The 15,615-nt window shown below is 44.5% G+C and carries 16 protein-coding genes; 11 read left to right on the top strand and 5 right to left on the bottom strand.

From position 1 onward, the window contains the following. The first annotated feature begins 23 nt into the window (after positions 1-23). The 7 genes from R7P36_RS11535 (at position 24) to nirD (ending at position 7,986) form a co-directional block, all read left to right on the top strand. Positions 24-941 carry a dienelactone hydrolase family protein gene (locus tag R7P36_RS11535; protein WP_054578976.1) on the top strand — a complete coding sequence of 306 codons (918 nt, stop codon included), beginning with the start codon at positions 24-26 and terminating at the stop codon, positions 939-941. Between the two features lie 73 nt (positions 942-1,014). Further along, on the top strand, positions 1,015-1,596 hold the full coding sequence (locus R7P36_RS11530) for an ANTAR domain-containing response regulator (protein ID WP_213899570.1): 582 nt from the start codon (positions 1,015-1,017) through the stop codon (positions 1,594-1,596). Positions 1,597-1,861: 265 nt separating this feature from the next. Beyond that, positions 1,862-3,226 carry a CmpA/NrtA family ABC transporter substrate-binding protein gene (locus R7P36_RS11525; RefSeq protein ID WP_005387573.1) on the top strand — a complete coding sequence of 455 codons (1,365 nt, stop codon included), beginning with the start codon at positions 1,862-1,864 and terminating at the stop codon, positions 3,224-3,226. An 80-nt stretch (positions 3,227-3,306) separates the two neighbouring features. Next, entirely contained in the window at positions 3,307-4,272 is a 966-nt protein-coding gene (locus R7P36_RS11520) for an ABC transporter permease (protein ID WP_005375889.1), read from the top strand. A gap of 11 nt (positions 4,273-4,283) precedes the next feature. Then, a complete protein-coding gene (locus R7P36_RS11515) occupies positions 4,284-5,120 on the top strand; it encodes an ABC transporter ATP-binding protein (RefSeq protein ID WP_213899569.1) in 837 nt (278 codons plus the stop codon). 10 nt (positions 5,121-5,130) lie between these two features. Next, a complete protein-coding gene (gene nirB, locus R7P36_RS11510; protein WP_318122158.1) occupies positions 5,131-7,650 on the top strand; it encodes a nitrite reductase large subunit NirB in 2,520 nt (839 codons plus the stop codon). Next, on the top strand, positions 7,651-7,986 hold the full coding sequence (gene nirD, locus R7P36_RS11505) for a nitrite reductase small subunit NirD (protein WP_017634206.1): 336 nt from the start codon (positions 7,651-7,653) through the stop codon (positions 7,984-7,986). It begins immediately after the preceding gene. Positions 7,987-8,084: 98 nt separating this feature from the next. Here the strand turns inward: nirD and R7P36_RS11500 are convergent, their stop codons facing one another. Both R7P36_RS11500 and R7P36_RS11495 read right to left on the bottom strand, forming a co-directional pair. Continuing rightward, positions 8,085-8,489: a PPC domain-containing DNA-binding protein gene (locus R7P36_RS11500; protein ID WP_042604124.1), complete on the bottom strand. Its 405-nt coding sequence runs from the start codon at positions 8,487-8,489 to the stop codon at positions 8,085-8,087. Position 8,490: 1 nt separating this feature from the next. Then, positions 8,491-9,066: a TetR/AcrR family transcriptional regulator gene (locus R7P36_RS11495; RefSeq protein ID WP_005387553.1), complete on the bottom strand. Its 576-nt coding sequence runs from the start codon at positions 9,064-9,066 to the stop codon at positions 8,491-8,493. A gap of 284 nt (positions 9,067-9,350) precedes the next feature. Between R7P36_RS11495 and R7P36_RS11490 the strand changes: the two genes are divergently transcribed. The 4 genes from R7P36_RS11490 to R7P36_RS11475 all read left to right on the top strand — a co-directional run bounded on the left by R7P36_RS11490 (position 9,351) and on the right by R7P36_RS11475 (position 12,147). Continuing rightward, complete coding sequence (locus R7P36_RS11490) at positions 9,351-9,965, top strand: glutathione S-transferase family protein (RefSeq protein WP_005375905.1); 615 nt, start codon at positions 9,351-9,353, stop codon at positions 9,963-9,965. Positions 9,966-10,185: 220 nt separating this feature from the next. Beyond that, positions 10,186-10,446, top strand: coding sequence for a hypothetical protein (locus R7P36_RS11485; protein ID WP_017820228.1), 261 nt, complete (start codon positions 10,186-10,188; stop codon positions 10,444-10,446). Between the two features lie 29 nt (positions 10,447-10,475). Then, a complete protein-coding gene (locus R7P36_RS11480) occupies positions 10,476-11,705 on the top strand; it encodes a PP2C family protein-serine/threonine phosphatase (protein ID WP_213899568.1) in 1,230 nt (409 codons plus the stop codon). Continuing rightward, positions 11,686-12,147 carry an ATP-binding protein gene (locus R7P36_RS11475; protein ID WP_005375914.1) on the top strand — a complete coding sequence of 154 codons (462 nt, stop codon included), beginning with the start codon at positions 11,686-11,688 and terminating at the stop codon, positions 12,145-12,147. The genes R7P36_RS11480 and R7P36_RS11475 overlap by 20 nt, the downstream gene beginning before the upstream one ends. Positions 12,148-12,217: 70 nt before the next feature. Here the strand turns inward: R7P36_RS11475 and R7P36_RS11470 are convergent, their stop codons facing one another. The 3 genes from R7P36_RS11470 to R7P36_RS11460 all read right to left on the bottom strand — a co-directional run bounded on the left by R7P36_RS11470 (position 12,218) and on the right by R7P36_RS11460 (position 15,376). Continuing rightward, positions 12,218-12,409 carry a hypothetical protein gene (locus R7P36_RS11470; RefSeq protein WP_005375916.1) on the bottom strand — a complete coding sequence of 64 codons (192 nt, stop codon included), beginning with the start codon at positions 12,407-12,409 and terminating at the stop codon, positions 12,218-12,220. Positions 12,410-12,443: 34 nt separating this feature from the next. Beyond that, entirely contained in the window at positions 12,444-12,779 is a 336-nt protein-coding gene (locus tag R7P36_RS11465) for an Hpt domain-containing protein (protein ID WP_005375918.1), read from the bottom strand. 446 nt (positions 12,780-13,225) lie between these two features. Then, positions 13,226-15,376 (bottom strand): serine/threonine-protein kinase, encoded by a 2,151-nt coding sequence (locus R7P36_RS11460; protein WP_318122155.1) that lies wholly within the window; start codon positions 15,374-15,376, stop codon positions 13,226-13,228. Between the last annotated feature and the right edge of the window lie 239 nt (positions 15,377-15,615).

Below are 15,615 nucleotides of genomic sequence, written 5' to 3'. Positions count from 1 at the left end.
GTAAGACACAGAGGACATGGATAATGGTTCTAAAGCATACCACTCCTAGTGAAAAGGCTTCTCATCCGATCCCGCAAGAAGCCTTCGATTGGTACGACGAATACGCCCACGGAAAAATCTCGCGCCGTGAGTTTCTAAATAGGCTGGGTGGCCTTGCTGTGCTTGGCTTTAGCATGACAGCACTGGTTGACGCGCTAACCCCGAATTACGCACTCGCAGAACAAGTTTCATTTAACGATCCTGACATCAAAGCAACTTACGAAACCTTTCCATCTCCAAATGGGTATGGAGAAGGGCGTGGTTATTTGGTGATGCCACAGAAGAAGACCTTGAAATCGCCGACCGTGTTGGTGATTCATGAAAATCGAGGTCTGAACCCTTATATCAAAGACGTGGCTAGGCGACTTGCAAAAGACGGCTTTATTGCTTTCGCTCCAGACGCGCTTTATCCACTCGGCGGCTATCCGGGGAACGACGATGAAGGTCGCGCAATGCAGAAAGAGATGGACAGAGCCAAGATCGAACAAGACTTTATTGCAGCCGCTAACTTCCTCAAACAATACGAGGGTGGAAACGGTAAATTGGGCGCGGTTGGATTCTGCTTCGGTGGATACATTGTCAACATGCTCGCAGCAGTTATGCCAGAAGAACTCGATGCAGGTGTGCCTTTCTATGGAACACCTGCGGCTCAAGAGATCCAAAAGCAAGTCAAAGGGCCGTTGATGATTCACTTTGCAGGGCTCGATAAGCGTGTTAACGACACATGGCCTGCTTATGAGCAGCAATTGATCGCAACCGACGCACAGTATCAAGCGTTAATGTATGAGAACGTCAACCACGGCTTCCATAACGACTCAACAGCACGCTACGCACCGGAAGAAGCGGCGCTCGCTTGGGAACGTACACTCGGCTTCTTCAAAGAACATCTCGCCTCTAGTTAAAACGCTTCAACTTTAGTTGGCACATTCCTTGTTATGTCTCTCTTAGTGAGTGAGATATAAACAAGGAATGTGCATGACTCAATCAACGTCAAAAACACCCATTATAGTATGCTGTGATGGCCTCCAAGAGCAGGCTCGATTGTCCGGCTTATTGAGCAAAGATTACGACAACATCATGGGTTGCCAATTGGCACAACTAGAAACGTTAGTGCAACGAGAACCGTCAGCAAGCGTTGTGGTTGGATGGCAGCAGCCGACGGCCGAACTGCGTTTGATCGTCGATTTCTGCCGCAGAAAATCGGCACCACTTCTTATCGTCTTAAAGCAATTGTCATCCAATGATATCAATCGGTTATCAGAAAAAATGGACTATGTGCTCATGCCGCACGATAGTGAATTTGCACTTCAGCCTTGGATTGAACATGCGACATTGGTGAGAGCGAAATTCGAAAGTATGCAATCGGAAATTGAATCGCTGACCCATAAGATTGAAGAGCGCAAGCTGGTGGAAAAAGCCAAAGGTCTGCTGATGAAGATGCACAACGTTGATGAAGAACAGGCTTACAAAGCGCTTAGAAATTCAGCCATGCAATCGAGCCAAACGCTCGCACAAGTTGCCAAAAATTTGATAACAACTTTGGAAGTGTTGGATTAGTCGACCTACCACTTTGGGGTTAGGGTGCATTTTCTAACGTGGTGCGTGTTGCACTATCAGCAAGCAATAAGAGGGAATAACAAACGGTGGAATAATCTAATTTATTGTATTTACTGTAAAAAATAAGTTGGCACAGTAATTGGATTAGTAGAATTGGGTTTATTGTTGAATCGCTTATCTCAATTATCAACGGCGGTAATTGTAGACTTAGCAACGGCGCTACTGCTCTTCGGAGTAGTGGCGCTTTTTTTATGGGAGCAAACCAATGAAATGGAGTTCGATGCTGAAAGTGTCAGCAATTTCGTTATCGGTATTCACCACGGTCAGCGTAAAGGCAGAGTTGGGTGAACCAGAAATTGAAGACCTGAAGTTTGGTTTTATTAAGTTAACCGATATGGCACCGCTGGCGGTTGCTTATGAGAAAGGCTTTTTTGAAGACGAAGGTTTGTACGTCACTTTAGAAGCGCAAGCAAACTGGAAGGTGCTTTTAGACCGAGTCATCGACGGTGAGCTTGCTGGCGCGCACATGCTTGCTGGTCAGCCATTGGGCGCGACGATTGGTGTCGGCACAAAAGCAGAAGTGATTACCGCGTTCAGTATGGATTTGAACGGCAACGCAATCACGGTTTCCAATGATACTTGGGAGCAGATGAAGCAATACATTCCAAAACAACCAGATGGCAAACCTGTTCACCCAATCAAAGCGGATGCTCTGAAGCCTGTGGTCGACAGCTATCTGGATAAAGGCAAACCTTTCAATATGGGCATGGTGTTCCCTGTATCGACGCACAACTATGAGTTGCGATACTGGTTAGCAGCGGGTGGGATCCATCCAGGTTTTTATGCCCCAGAATCAGGCGATAACAGTGGCCAGCTGGATGCTGATGTTCTTTTGAGTGTTACACCGCCACCACAAATGCCAGCCACAATGGAAGCGGGCACGATCAAAGGGTACTGCGTAGGCGAACCATGGAACCAACAAGCTGTATTCAAAGGCATTGGTACGCCAGTCGTGACCGACTACGAGATCTGGAAGAACAACCCAGAGAAAGTATTTGGTGTTTCCAAAGCTTGGGCTGAGAAATATCCAAACACACACATTCGCGTAGTGAAAGCCTTGATTCGAGCGGCACATTGGTTGGATGAAAACGACAATGCCAACCGCCAAGAAGCAGTGAAGATGCTATCAAAAAGTGAGTATGTTGGAGCGGATGCCGAAGTTATCGCCAACTCAATGACGGGCACGTTTGAATACGAGAAAGGCGACAAACGAGACGTGCCAGACTTCAACGTGTTCTTCCGTCATAACGCCACGTATCCGTATTACAGCGATGCGATTTGGTATCTGACTCAAATGCGCCGCTGGGGGCAAATCTCAAGCGAGAAATCCGATGATTGGTACATGGATGTCGCAAAAGAGGTTTACCGTCCAGATATCTACCAACAAGCAGCTCAAGCGCTAATTGAAGATGGTGTGTTGAGCAAAAAAGACTTCCCAGATTTTAGTGCTGAAGATGGTTTCCGTGCGCCACAAACACACTTTATCGACAACATCGTTTATGACGGTCGCGAGCCAAATAAATATCTAGAGAAGTTCTCTATCGGGCTTAAAGGAAAAGACAAAGTTTAGGATGAGCAGTCCTACAAAAAATACAGCGGGCAGGTGAGTCTGCCCGCAATAACAAGGATGTAAATTTCTTAGGAGTGAGTATGTCTAGTAATGTCATTTCCCTTTTTCCTGCTAAGCAGGTAGTGAACCGAAGTCGGCTGGTGCTTTTGCCCGTCATTGGCTTGCTGATCTTTTTGGCAATGTGGCACTTAGCAGCGAGAGAAGTGCAAACTTCATTAGGTACGCTACCGGGACCTGTGCAAACTTTTCAGCAGTTCAGCAACCTTGTCGATGACCATTGGCAAGAGCGAGAAAAAGAACAAGCGTTTATCGAGCGTCAGGAAAAACGTAATGCGGCGAAGTTAGCCAAGAATCCAGACGCGGAAGTGAAGATTCGTCCCTACACAGGTAAACCGACGTTCTTCGACCAAATCATAACAAGCTTAGTGACCGTAACCGCGGGCTTTTTGCTGGCGACGGTTATCGCGATTCCACTTGGCATCGTGCTTGGTCTGAATCAAGGACTGTATCAAGCGTTCAACCCAATCATTCAATTGCTCAAGCCCGTATCACCTTTGGCATGGTTGCCTATCGTCACTATGGTGGTGAGTGCCACTTATGTGAGTGATGACCCGATGTTTGCTAAGTCGTTCATCAACTCACTGATCACTGTGGCGCTGTGTAGCTTGTGGCCGACGCTGATTAACACCGCAGTGGGTGTAACGAGCGTTGATAAAGACTTAATCAACGTGAGTAAAGTGCTTCAACTTTCATGGTGGCAGCACATTCGCACCATCGTTTTACCTTCTGCCATTCCAATGATCTTCACCGGTTTACGTCTCTCTTTAGGTATCGCTTGGATGGTATTGATTGCGGCAGAAATGCTCGCTCAGAACCCAGGGTTGGGCAAGTTCGTTTGGGATGAGTTCCAGAACGGCAGCTCGGCATCATTGGGTCGCATCATGGTGGCAGTCATCACTATTGGTTTTATCGGTTTGATGCTCGATAGAGGCATGCTGCAACTTCAAAAGTGGCTGTCTTGGAATAAACAACAAGCGTTGAGATAAGGGAAAAGATCATGGAAAAAGCATTATTAGATCTAACGCGTTTAGGGATGCGATTCCCAACGCCAGATGGCGAGTTCATCGCGCTTAAGAACGTCGATTTACAAATCAATAAAGGTGAGTTTGTATCGCTGATTGGCCACTCTGGCTGTGGTAAATCAACGGTATTGAACTTAGTCGCAGGGCTGCACATGCCAACAGATGGCGGCGTGATCGTCGATGGACGAGAGGTGGGAGGACCGGGACCTGACCGCGCAGTGGTGTTTCAAAACCATTCATTATTACCTTGGCTCACCGTATATCAAAACGTTGAGCTCGCAGTAAAACAAATCGCCGGCAAAAAGGGCAAAGCGTGGATTCAGGAACAAGTGAACCACTATTTAGAGTTGATTCAAATGCAGCATGCTGCGCACAAAAAGCCGGATGAAATCTCGGGCGGTATGAAGCAGCGAGTCGGCATCGCCAGAGCACTGGCACTTCAACCAAAGGTTCTACTGATGGATGAACCATTTGGCGCGTTGGATGCGTTAACTCGTGCGCATTTACAGGATGCACTGATGAAGATTCAAGCCGAGTTAAACAATACCGTCATCATGATTACACATGACGTGGATGAAGCGGTGCTGCTATCCGACAAAATCGTGATGATGACTAACGGTCCGGCAGCGACCATTGGTGAAGTGTTGGAAGTGAATCTACCGCGTCCTCGCGAGCGTGTCGCACTGGCAGATGATGCGCAGTATCAGAAGTGTCGACAAGCGGTGCTGAAGTTCCTTTACGAGAAGCAATCCAAAGTCGAGATTCCTGCTTCGAAAGAAGACAAACCCAAAACCGCAGCGCAAACGGCATAAGGAGGCAGCGATGAACAGTCCTTTAACGATTCCAGTAAAGAACGCATTGAGCCACATCGTTGTGGTAGGTAACGGTATGGTTGGGCAACACCTCGTCGAGCAATTAGTGCAGAAAAACGCGCATTTGGAGCACCGAATTACCGTGATTGGTGCAGAGCGTTTTATCGCGTATGACCGTGTACCGTTGTCCTCTTTGTTTGCGGGTAAGTCTCATGATGATTTGATGCTGAGTAACCAAGAATGGTACGACATGCATGGCATCCAACTCGTACTTGGCAGCCAAGTAACAGGCATCGACAGAGAGCAAAAGCGCATTCTCCTTGATGGTGAAGATGTGCTGGGTTACGACGAACTTGTGCTCGCGACCGGTTCTTACCCGTTTGTGCCTCCAATTGAAGGTAAAGACCGAGACAACGTGTTTGTCTATCGCACGCTTGATGACCTTTCACAAATCAAAAAAGCATGTGAAGGCGCAAGAACGGGCGCAGTGATTGGCGGCGGCTTGTTGGGTTTAGAAGCGGCAAACGCACTTAAACTATTGGGGTTAGAAACTCACGTTATTGAATTTGCTCCCCGCCTGATGCCCGTGCAGTTAGACGATGGTGCTGGCTTAGTGCTAAAAGAGAAGATTGAAGCGCTAGGGCTAACCGTTCACACCTCAACGGGTACGGAACGAATCTGTGATGGTGAAACGGCTAAGCATCGTATGGTGTTTAAAGACAAAGATCCTCTCGAAGTGGATGTGATTGTCTTCTCCGCAGGCATTCGTCCTCAAGATGAGTTGGCAAGGCTGGCTGAGCTAGAAATAGGCGAGCGAGGCGGCATTGTGATTAATAACCAATGCCAAACCAGCGATGAGAACATTTACGCGATTGGCGAATGTGCCCTTTGGGAGCAGAAGATCTTTGGCTTGGTCGCTCCCGGTTACACCATGGCGAGAACCACTGCCGATGTCTTGACTGGTATGCCGAGCGAAGGTTTTAAAGGTGCAGACATGAGCACCAAACTCAAGCTGCTTGGGGTGGATGTGGCGTCTATCGGCGATGCACAAATGCAAACTGAAGGCGCACAGGAAATGGTGTTGCAAGATGCGGTTGCAGGTATCTACAAAAAGCTGGTGGTTGATGCGAGCGGTACCCAATTGCTCGGTGCGATTCTCGTTGGTGACAACAGCGATTACGATGCGCTCTTACAGTGTTATTTGAACAAAACGGTCCTGCCAGACCACGCGGCGAACCTGCTGTTTGATACCGGAATGTTAGATGGAGAGATGCCAGACAGCGCCATCATCTGTTCTTGTCACAACGTCACAAAAGGCGACTTAGTTGCCGAGATTCAAGCTGGCACTACCAACCTGACGGACCTTAAAGCCAACACTAAAGCCGGTACTGGCTGTGGTGGCTGTAGCAATATGGTGAAGTCGGTATTGGATACTCAACTGGCAGCCATGGGGGTAGAGGTTAACAACCACCTTTGTGAGCACTTTGAGCTCAGCCGCCAAGAGATGTTCCATATTTGCCAAGTGGAACAGATCAAAGACTTCGACACCTTAATTGCACTGCATGGCAAAGGGCATGGGTGTGATATCTGTAAGCCGACAGCGGCATCTGTGTTTGCTTCTTTGTGGAATGAACACATCATGGAGCCACAGCATCAATCTCTGCAAGATTCTAATGATGCCTTTATGGCAAACCTGCAAAAAGATGGTTCTTACTCGATTGTGCCTCGTGTTCCGGGCGGCGAAATCACACCAGACAAACTTATCGTGCTAGGTGAAGTTGCTCAGCAATACGATCTGTACACCAAGATCACTGGCGGTCAGCGCGTAGATTTATTTGGTGCGCAGTTAGAACAGCTTCCTGAAATCTGGCAAACCTTGATTGATGCTGGTTTTGAAACAGGGCACGCCTACGGCAAATCGGTGCGCACCGTGAAATCTTGCGTCGGTTCTACTTGGTGTCGTTATGGTGTTGATGATTCGGTTGGGTTAGCCATTGAGTTAGAGAACCGCTACAAAGGATTGCGAGCGCCCCATAAGCTTAAGTTTGCCGTATCGGGCTGTACTCGCGAGTGTGCAGAAGCGCAAAGTAAAGACATTGGGGTGATCGCCACCGAAAACGGCTGGAATCTATACGTTTGTGGTAATGGCGGCATGAGACCACGACACGCTGATTTGTTTGCATCTGACTTATCCAAATCAGAGTTGATCACCATGATCGACCGAGTATTGATGTTCTACGTCAGCACCGCAGATCGCTTGCAGCGCACGTCGGTGTGGATGGAGAACATGGAAGGGGGCCTAGATTACCTTAAACAAGTGATTTTGGATGACTCTCTCAACCTATGTGATTCTTTGGATGAACAAATGGCACGAGTCGTAGATACGTATCAATGTGAGTGGAAGAGTACGTTGGATAATCCTCAGAAATTGCAACGCTTCCGTCCTTTCTTGAACAGCACGTCGGGCAGCAAAGTCTTGCCGTACCAACGTGTGCGCGGTCAGCGTATTCCAGTGAAACAGGAGGTGTAAATGGCAGCTTTAACCAAAGTGAAATTGTGTCAGCTTGATGACTTAATGCCGTTTATCGGTGCTACTGTATTGATTGAAGGCGAGCACGTTGCGCTATTCTACATTCCAGATAGCGGTGTTTACGCCGTTCAAGATTGGGATCCAATTGGTAAGGCTAATGTGATGAGTCGAGGGATTGTCGGTGATATTGATGGTGAGATGTGTGTTGCATCACCACTGTATAAACAGCACTTCAGTTTAAAGAGCGGGCAGTGTTTAGAAGACGAAGCGCACGGTCTAAAAACTTGGCAAGTAACGGTCGACGATAATCAGGTTTGTCATATAGTCGAAGAATGATCCTCGAAATTAGCTTGCTCTGTATGAGTGAATTTTTAGCGTAAGAGACAAGCGAATAGAGCTCCAGAGACAGCACAGTATTGCTCTGGAGCTTTTTACTATTTGGAAGGATTCACTTGCAGTTCGGTATAGCCGGTCGAGTCGTCCATCGTTCTGGTAAACTCAAGTTCTGAGTAAGAATGGATGATCAATTCTGCGGTGGTATCTATAACCGTGCCTTCCATTAAATGCCCGCCCCAGACTCGTCCTTCACGATCAGACACCGAGATATGAACGTGCTGATGTTCAGGCGTTAGGGTTCCCATCACAGAGACGATTTCAAATGGCTCTTGTTTGGTTAACGTACTCTCTGCACCTGCCAAACGAAGGTTGAGGTCAGAGACACAACCAACGCATGAAGCAATCGAGCCTGCTTTGATACCATACTGCTCGACCAATTTCGCTAGGTTCAGCTTTAAGTCCATGCCTTTGGTAAGACGTACCGCTATCACTTCAATCGACATGTCACTTCCTAATCAAAACCAGCAAGCAGGAAAGCGCCGTATCCAAATCGGCATAACGTTTGGCTTTGCCAAGCACGCGCATGCCTTGCATGTTGTTGAGAACAAAACGAGCAAGCTCTTCTGGTTTAAGCGTTTTCGGCACTAAGGTTTCTTTTTGTGCATTGGTCAGCGCATCTGCAATGATGTCGATAAGATGGTCAAATAAGAAATGCCCTTTACGCAGTACATCATCGTCTTCACCAGCGTGCTCAATCAACGCATTTTGGATAAAACACCCGCAGCTGCGTTTTCGTTGCAGCTCAGCAAAAGATTTAAGGAACGATTCCAACTCAGGTAAAGACGCATCGTCTTTTTCTAAATCATTCAGTGACGGTAGCGAGACCTTTTTTAAGTAAGTATCGAGCGCTTCGTAGTAGAGCTGTTGCTTGTCACCATAGGTGTTGTAAAGACTGAAGCGGTTGATGTTCAACTCGTCGGTGAGATCTGAGATAGACGTGTTCGCAAAGCCTTTGCGCCAAAACACATCCATAGCCACGAGAAGCTTTTCATCTCGGTCGAAGTTGGCTTTTCTTGCCATAAATTACCTGCCTGGGCCTGCTTATCGGGTAATTAAATTGCTTTGGAGGGATAGTACAGAGAACCTCTAGCGTTCGAACTGAACCAATATGATGAATACCCATCTATTCTTGGGTATCAGCCTCCAAATTCATGTGAACTCACAAACGGCATCAAAAATCTCGCTCAGCAAACAGACCCACAACTGTTTGAAAATTTTTGATAGTGAAGTTCTTGACTGATCGTTTATAAACTGACTACAGTATATCCTAACCAATCGGTTAGAAAAAGATAAAAGGATGTGAAATGAAGCTCTATGAAACCGCAATGACTCCAAGTTGTAAGCGAGTTAGCATTTTTCTGAAGGAAATCGGTGGCGAGGTTGAGCGAATTGCGCTGAACGTTCGTGAGGGCGATAACCTATCTGAACCGTTTAAATCGAAAAGCGTGAATGGCAAAGTGCCTCTGCTGGAACTGGATGATGGTACGACGATCTGTGAAAGCGTGGCGATTTGTCGCTACCTAGATGAAGCGTTTGAAAATGATCTGGCGCTGTTTGGTGCTAACCAGCTCGAACGTGCTCAGGTGGAAATGTGGCATCGTGTGGTGGAGTTCCAAGGACTAAATGCGGCATTTCAGGCGTTTCGAAACATGACCGGAGTTTATGGAGACAGAGAACGTTGCGTTGAAGCATGGGGCGAAGAATCAAAACAACGCGTCTACGAATTTCTGCCTGTCTTAGACAAGCGCCTTGAACATAATGATTTTATCGCCGTAGACCATTTTACTATCGTCGATATAACAGGCTTTATTTTGATCAGTTTCGCAATTAAAGGCCTAGAAATTGATGTGCTATCGACGTCGCCAAACATTGCTCGATGGTATAACCAAATTTTAGCTAGACCTGCATTTCAGAGTTAATGTATTGCAGCGAGTGGATGATAGCTCGCTGCTACCACCTTACCGATTCTTAACTCAGCAGGATATTCAAATTTTTTCAGATTTTTCTTATTTTTTCTCCTATCGCCTATAATTGGAAAAACAACCTCAATTTGCTTCGTTGCGTTTTAGAGCCTTGGGCTCTTGGTCCGTAGACGCTCTCTTTCATCATGGAAAGTCTAATAATAGACAAGGAGAGGTCATGAGTATTCAAGTGAAAACTATCAATAATATTCTAATCGCCCTGTTAATGGTTTCGGTTTTTGGTCTATTCGCACTGTACCTCAATTACACACAGCAGAATGAACAGATTGAAAGGCTGCAAAGTCAGTTAATCGAAAAAGAGCATCAGATACTAATTTCTAATGAAGCGTTGTCTTACACTCGATATCAACACCAATTATTAGCCGAAGACTACAGCCGTTTTAGAAATGAGCAGTCAGTGACTAGTGTTTTGCGTTAGCCAGTAAAGCAACCGTATTAAGGAGGAAGATGAAACCCATTCTTTTGGTCGATGATAGTAAAACAGTACTGCTTTACATCAGCAGTGCATTGGAAAAGCAGGGCTATGAAGTGGTTGCAGTTGAAGACGGAAGAGCGGCGCTTGAGGTGCTAACCCACCGCCCTGATATTCAGTTTGTGCTGAGTGATTTAATGATGCCTGGAATTAATGGTATTGAATTGTGTCGCCAATTAAAATCTAAAGTTAGCGAACGTTACATTTTCTTTGTTCTACTGTCTTCTAGAAATGACCAAAGTTCGATCGTGAAAGGCATTGATGCTGGCGCAGATGATTTCGTAGATAAGAAGACGTCTGTAGAGGAACTTCAGGCCAGAATCCGTGCGGGGTTTCGTACTTTAGAACTGCACAACAAACTCGTTGAGAGAAATAAAGAGCTAGATGCGGCCTATCAAACAATTCACCAAGACCTACAGTCTGCTAGTCATCTGATGGAGCAACTACTCCCTGCTGAATCAACTATTCAGAATGTAAATTTTAGCTATGTCTACAAACCATGCTCCCAGATTGGTGGTGATATGTTGGGGTATTTGGAGCTCGATGAACAACATGTTGCGTTTTATGTATTTGATGTTTCTGGTCATGGTATTTCTTCAGCTTTGATGGCTTTTTCTATTCAACAGACGCTATCTCAAAGTCAGGGGCCTGATTCGATCACGATGGAGTTGAGAGATGACGGCTATTGCGTAAGTGAGCCAGCATCTGTGATTGAACGGCTAAATCGGCGTTATCAGCAAACTAGAAACAGTCAACTTTACTTTACTATGGCTTACGCCATTCTTAACACAAAATCAGGGCAACTTAGCTATTGCACGGCTGGCCACCCCAGGATCTTAGTTTGGCGAGCGAGTACGAAAACGATGGAACAGATAGGTGACGATAACTTTATCGTTGGTGCAATGCAGCCGATGGAATATATCGGTAACCAAATTAATCTGGATGAGGGCGATGCATTGTGGCTTTATTCGGATGGCTTGATTGAAGCGAGGCAGGGTGAGGAGATGTTTTCACTACAACGATTGGCATCGAGTATAAAAGCTGTTTGCACGCTGCCAGTTGAAGATCAAGTGGGAGACGTCTTTAAAAAAGTACAATCTTGGCACAACGAAGATGAGTTTGATGATGATGCCAGCCTTTTACAGGTAAAATGGCATGGTGAGAGGCTCGATTTTAAGGAAAAGAATGTCAAAGAGCGAATTTAAACGAACTTACGGGAGCTCCCTTACTCACTCACGAAGTGCGAGCAAAGACGTTGTTCGGTTTTTGATGGGTCATCAAATCCCCTTAAATGCAATTCAATCATTGGAGCTTTGTGTCGTTGAGCTCATGAATAACGCTTATATTCATTCTTACAGTGAAATAGAAGGCCTGCCAATTGAAGTGGAGTGTAGGGTTGGGGATGACCAAGTGTCCGGTTTCGTGGAACTGAGAGTCTCTGATTGCGGAGCGCCGATCAATGAGAAGACGTTCATCCAACATAAAAATAAACAGATTGAGGCACCTAACTTAATGGATGACGATAGTTGGTCCTCCTCTGGTCGCGGACTGATGTTAGTCGCTCAATTATCTGACCTGTTTAAATTGGAAAAAGGTTTCGAAAACAATACGTTTGTTGTAGTGAAAAGGAATTGGGAGAGAAACTAACAACCAAGCAAAGTCGATTTGCTTCACTTGGTCCCTAGCGTTAATCTGACGGTTGCGTTGTATATCATTGTTATTTTGTATTCGTTGTTGGTGCTGGTGATAGTAACGCCTCCAACTCTTCTGGTGTTAGAATATCACTGATGTTTAACATATTATTTTCATCATCTAGCGCCATCTTTGTACGGCTAAGTAAGTACCTTTTTTGAGTTGGTGTTAGGTCTTTGAGAGACTCAATCAACTCCCTGAAATTGCTATTATTCATTGCCATATTTCCCCCAGTTAAGCCTTGAATTTCTTTATTGCATATTCTTCAAGTAAGCGAAGATTTGTTGATTAATTGCAGCTAGCTCTTCAGTAACTATAGCTATATCTGAGCTATCTGGCGCTGTATCGTTTCTGGTTTTTTCTTCTATTCTTTGAAACGCAATGACCGCGGTGTCTTCTCCGAAACTCTCTAGAATGCCCTTTAAACTATGCGCTAATAGATAGAGTTCTGACCAACATCTGCTTGTATATAGCTCATCTATACGCTCTATATCATTCGTGTGATCTTCAAGGTATGTAGAAAAAACAGTGACGATCAGATCTACGTCGTTATCCATGTATGTATTGAGAACATCAAAATTAATCATGTATACCCCTATTAAACGTTGCGGTAGAGGAATGTTTCGGATAATGAAGGCTTAGCCGAAGGTATGAATGGCATAACCAGTATTTGAGCAGAAATAGTTTGCTTGTCGCTTGAGATAAACTTACAAAAAGAAAGTCATTGTTAAAGATATTTTGACTTATATCCAAACGGCAATGGTCGAAATGTAGGGATGAAAAAACTTCAACTCGCGTGTTTTTAACACAAGTAGCAAAGGGGACGTTTCCAAGTAAAACGCCGAGTCGGTAAGTGTCTTGCAGTCCTAGTTTAAGGCTATCGTTACATACGGACGCCAGACGTTCGCCAACTTTGACTATTCCTTCAGTCAAGGCTAACTCTCCTCATTAAGTACAAGTATAAATTAGCAATCTAGTTGCATATTGGCAAGTGATCTGCGGCAAAAAAGGGACTCGCGTCCCTTTTGTATTACTAGCTTTGCTTAGAGTCCTGTTCTATTTGCTTCATAAGCTCGTTGGCTTTCTTCATAGCGCGTCTTGCGCTTGAAGTCCTTCGCTTATTAAGTAATATATCGGAGAAGCGTAAGTATTTATCAGCAGTTTTGAATCTTAAATCGTTAACATCCTGAAAACCAATAGGAAAGTTTTTCGAGAACAGATCCACATCCTTCACCAAGTTATCGAGATGAGTTGTCGTCCTTGCCTTTTCTAGGCGAGAATAAAAGTTTTCAAACTCTTTTTGGAACAGGATTCTAGCGGCATCTTCTGGAAACGGTAGAGGGCTGCTGGAATCTAGCGCTGTCTCATATAATTTCATTTCCAGCACTGCATCTTTCATCGCATTACTTATCTGTAAGTTCTCTTGATGCTCTTCTACGTTTGAAAAGAAGGTGTTCCCAACCTTAATAAGAGCAACAAGTGCAGCTGCGTCTTTCTTTTGGAGTGCTTCAGTGAGGTGCTGACCGAAAACATCGCTAGATAACGAACTTGGCGTGAAAGGATAACCTTGATGAATCTGATTTAACTCATCCTTGAGCTCATAGATGGATTTACTGCCGTCTTCTTTACTGTACCGAGACTTTTCAAGTTGACTGTTGATTTGCCTTGCTATCGAAAGTAACGTGGAGTGCTTGCTTGACTGAATATCTAAGGCAAGAACTTCTATTTTATGTGAGTCAGGGTAGTAGGTTTTTGCTTTATCAAGTATGGACTCAATTTCATCATAATTCGGGTAGTTGTTGGCATCAGAATTCAAAACCTGATCAATTTCAGATTCAAACTCGCTGAGAATATAGGTCTTGTGTAAGCGTAATAAGCCAGCCTTAACGACTGGATGTAAGCTTTTTTCACTATCAATCAGTGCCAAACTTTTTTCTGCTGGCGTATCAAGCTGCCACTCTTGTCCGGCAATTTGATCATTTTGCTTGCTAATAACGGTTTCCAAATTGGCGATGGTTTCTTGTTGCTGCTGATAACCAAATACAATGCCGCTAACTAATAATATACTCGCTGCCGCGCCGCTAGCGATAGGCCAATAGCGCATATTCAATTTGCGTTTCAACTGCTCAGGGGTCAGCTCGTTCGGAATGATGCCAGTTGAAAATACGCTTGAAAATATTGGCCACTTAGATGCAGGCATGTTAGTTGGTTTAGAGACCTTGATCTTCTTTTTGAGAGCTTCATTAACTGGAGTTCTTGCGTAAGGGTGTTTGCAACTCAATAGCTCGTAAGCAATACAAAATAGAGCAAACATATCGTCGCTTAAGTTCGGTTCCTTACCGGATAACAGGTTGAGTGATGCATAGTTGGGAGTATAACCAAGCGTTTCAACATTTTCGGATTTACGTTTAGCCGCATATTGATCCTGCTTTAATTGATGAGTTTTAGATACACCAAAATCAAGCAACTTAACGTTACCCTCAGACGTTAAAATCACATTAGCGGGCTTTAGGTCGGCGTGCACTACACCAAGAGAGTGAGCATATGAGAGTGCATCGAGTACCTGATTTAGGATTGATAAAGTTGCATTAAACTTCAGCCCATGGGGCCTAGAACGCTGTATTAAACTCTCTAATGTTTCTCCGTTAATATACTCCATAACTAAAAAGTATATTTCGCCATCAACACCAAAATCAAAAACCCTAATGATATTAGGGTGGCTTAACCTTTGAGTTTGTTGAGCTTCACGTATTAACATGCGTGCAGTCTCTGGTTGAGAAGCAAACTCTTTCTGTAATATTTTTAACGCAACGTAGGGTGTTTCTGAACCTGAAGATTCAAGAATCCTATCTTTAGCTAAGTAAACATCGCAAAGCCCACCATGCCCAATAACCGACTCAATTTCATACCGATTTTTAACGGTCGCTCCTATTACGCTTTCGTTAATAACATCTTTGTTATTATTTAATGAGTCATCTTTATTGTTTTTTTTCTTATTAACTAACGGAGTGTTTTCTTTTTGAGACAGTTTTGTATTTGTTTCATTTTTATTTTTAACGGAGGTTTCATTATTAGTGAGTTTGGTTGATTTAATTGCATTGTCTCGTTTTTGAGTCTTTACAATTTTAGTTTTATCTCCGCTTTCTTCGTTATTTATAGAATTGTTTTTATTACTGTCTTCCATCACAAGAACTCCGTATAAATGATGGGGGAATATATACCTTTCTGCTCAATGAAAAGTCATTATGTTAGAATTTCTCGGCCAAACTAACATTCGTTTTTTTATTGATGAAAGTCTAAGTGTCAAAAATTTGAACTTGGTTGGATAATTAAAATTGTTGAACAATACGTGATTGCTTTGATAAAAAAATGATTCATTATTCCGTGCATGATTTTCAATGGCAGTATTAAGATTTTTATTAA

Source organism: Vibrio sp. 397 (assembly GCF_033339395.1).
GTDB classification, from domain to species: domain Bacteria; phylum Pseudomonadota; class Gammaproteobacteria; order Enterobacterales; family Vibrionaceae; genus Vibrio; species Vibrio alginolyticus.
The sequence above is the reverse complement of the archived record's forward strand: the minus strand, read 5'-3'. Positions and strand labels throughout refer to the sequence as shown.

What these genes read in the sequence shown, in the direction of transcription:
- R7P36_RS11485 (WP_017820228.1), top strand. Translation starts at nt 10,186, where the DNA reads ATGAGTATTCAAGTGAAAACTATCAATAATATTCTAATCGCCCTGTTA.
- R7P36_RS11480 (WP_213899568.1), top strand. Translation starts at nt 10,476, where the DNA reads ATGAAACCCATTCTTTTGGTCGATGATAGTAAAACAGTACTGCTTTAC.
- R7P36_RS11525 (WP_005387573.1), top strand. Translation starts at nt 1,862, where the DNA reads ATGAAATGGAGTTCGATGCTGAAAGTGTCAGCAATTTCGTTATCGGTA.
- R7P36_RS11465 (WP_005375918.1), bottom strand. Translation starts at nt 12,779, where the DNA reads ATGATTAATTTTGATGTTCTCAATACATACATGGATAACGACGTAGAT.
- R7P36_RS11475 (WP_005375914.1), top strand. Translation starts at nt 11,686, where the DNA reads ATGTCAAAGAGCGAATTTAAACGAACTTACGGGAGCTCCCTTACTCAC.
- R7P36_RS11530 (WP_213899570.1), top strand. Translation starts at nt 1,015, where the DNA reads ATGACTCAATCAACGTCAAAAACACCCATTATAGTATGCTGTGATGGC.
- nirD (WP_017634206.1), top strand. Translation starts at nt 7,651, where the DNA reads ATGGCAGCTTTAACCAAAGTGAAATTGTGTCAGCTTGATGACTTAATG.
- R7P36_RS11460 (WP_318122155.1), bottom strand. Translation starts at nt 15,376, where the DNA reads ATGGAAGACAGTAATAAAAACAATTCTATAAATAACGAAGAAAGCGGA.
- R7P36_RS11470 (WP_005375916.1), bottom strand. Translation starts at nt 12,409, where the DNA reads ATGAATAATAGCAATTTCAGGGAGTTGATTGAGTCTCTCAAAGACCTA.
- R7P36_RS11490 (WP_005375905.1), top strand. Translation starts at nt 9,351, where the DNA reads ATGAAGCTCTATGAAACCGCAATGACTCCAAGTTGTAAGCGAGTTAGC.
- nirB (WP_318122158.1), top strand. Translation starts at nt 5,131, where the DNA reads ATGAACAGTCCTTTAACGATTCCAGTAAAGAACGCATTGAGCCACATC.
- R7P36_RS11495 (WP_005387553.1), bottom strand. Translation starts at nt 9,066, where the DNA reads ATGGCAAGAAAAGCCAACTTCGACCGAGATGAAAAGCTTCTCGTGGCT.
- R7P36_RS11515 (WP_213899569.1), top strand. Translation starts at nt 4,284, where the DNA reads ATGGAAAAAGCATTATTAGATCTAACGCGTTTAGGGATGCGATTCCCA.
- R7P36_RS11500 (WP_042604124.1), bottom strand. Translation starts at nt 8,489, where the DNA reads ATGTCGATTGAAGTGATAGCGGTACGTCTTACCAAAGGCATGGACTTA.
- R7P36_RS11535 (WP_054578976.1), top strand. Translation starts at nt 24, where the DNA reads ATGGTTCTAAAGCATACCACTCCTAGTGAAAAGGCTTCTCATCCGATC.
- R7P36_RS11520 (WP_005375889.1), top strand. Translation starts at nt 3,307, where the DNA reads ATGTCTAGTAATGTCATTTCCCTTTTTCCTGCTAAGCAGGTAGTGAAC.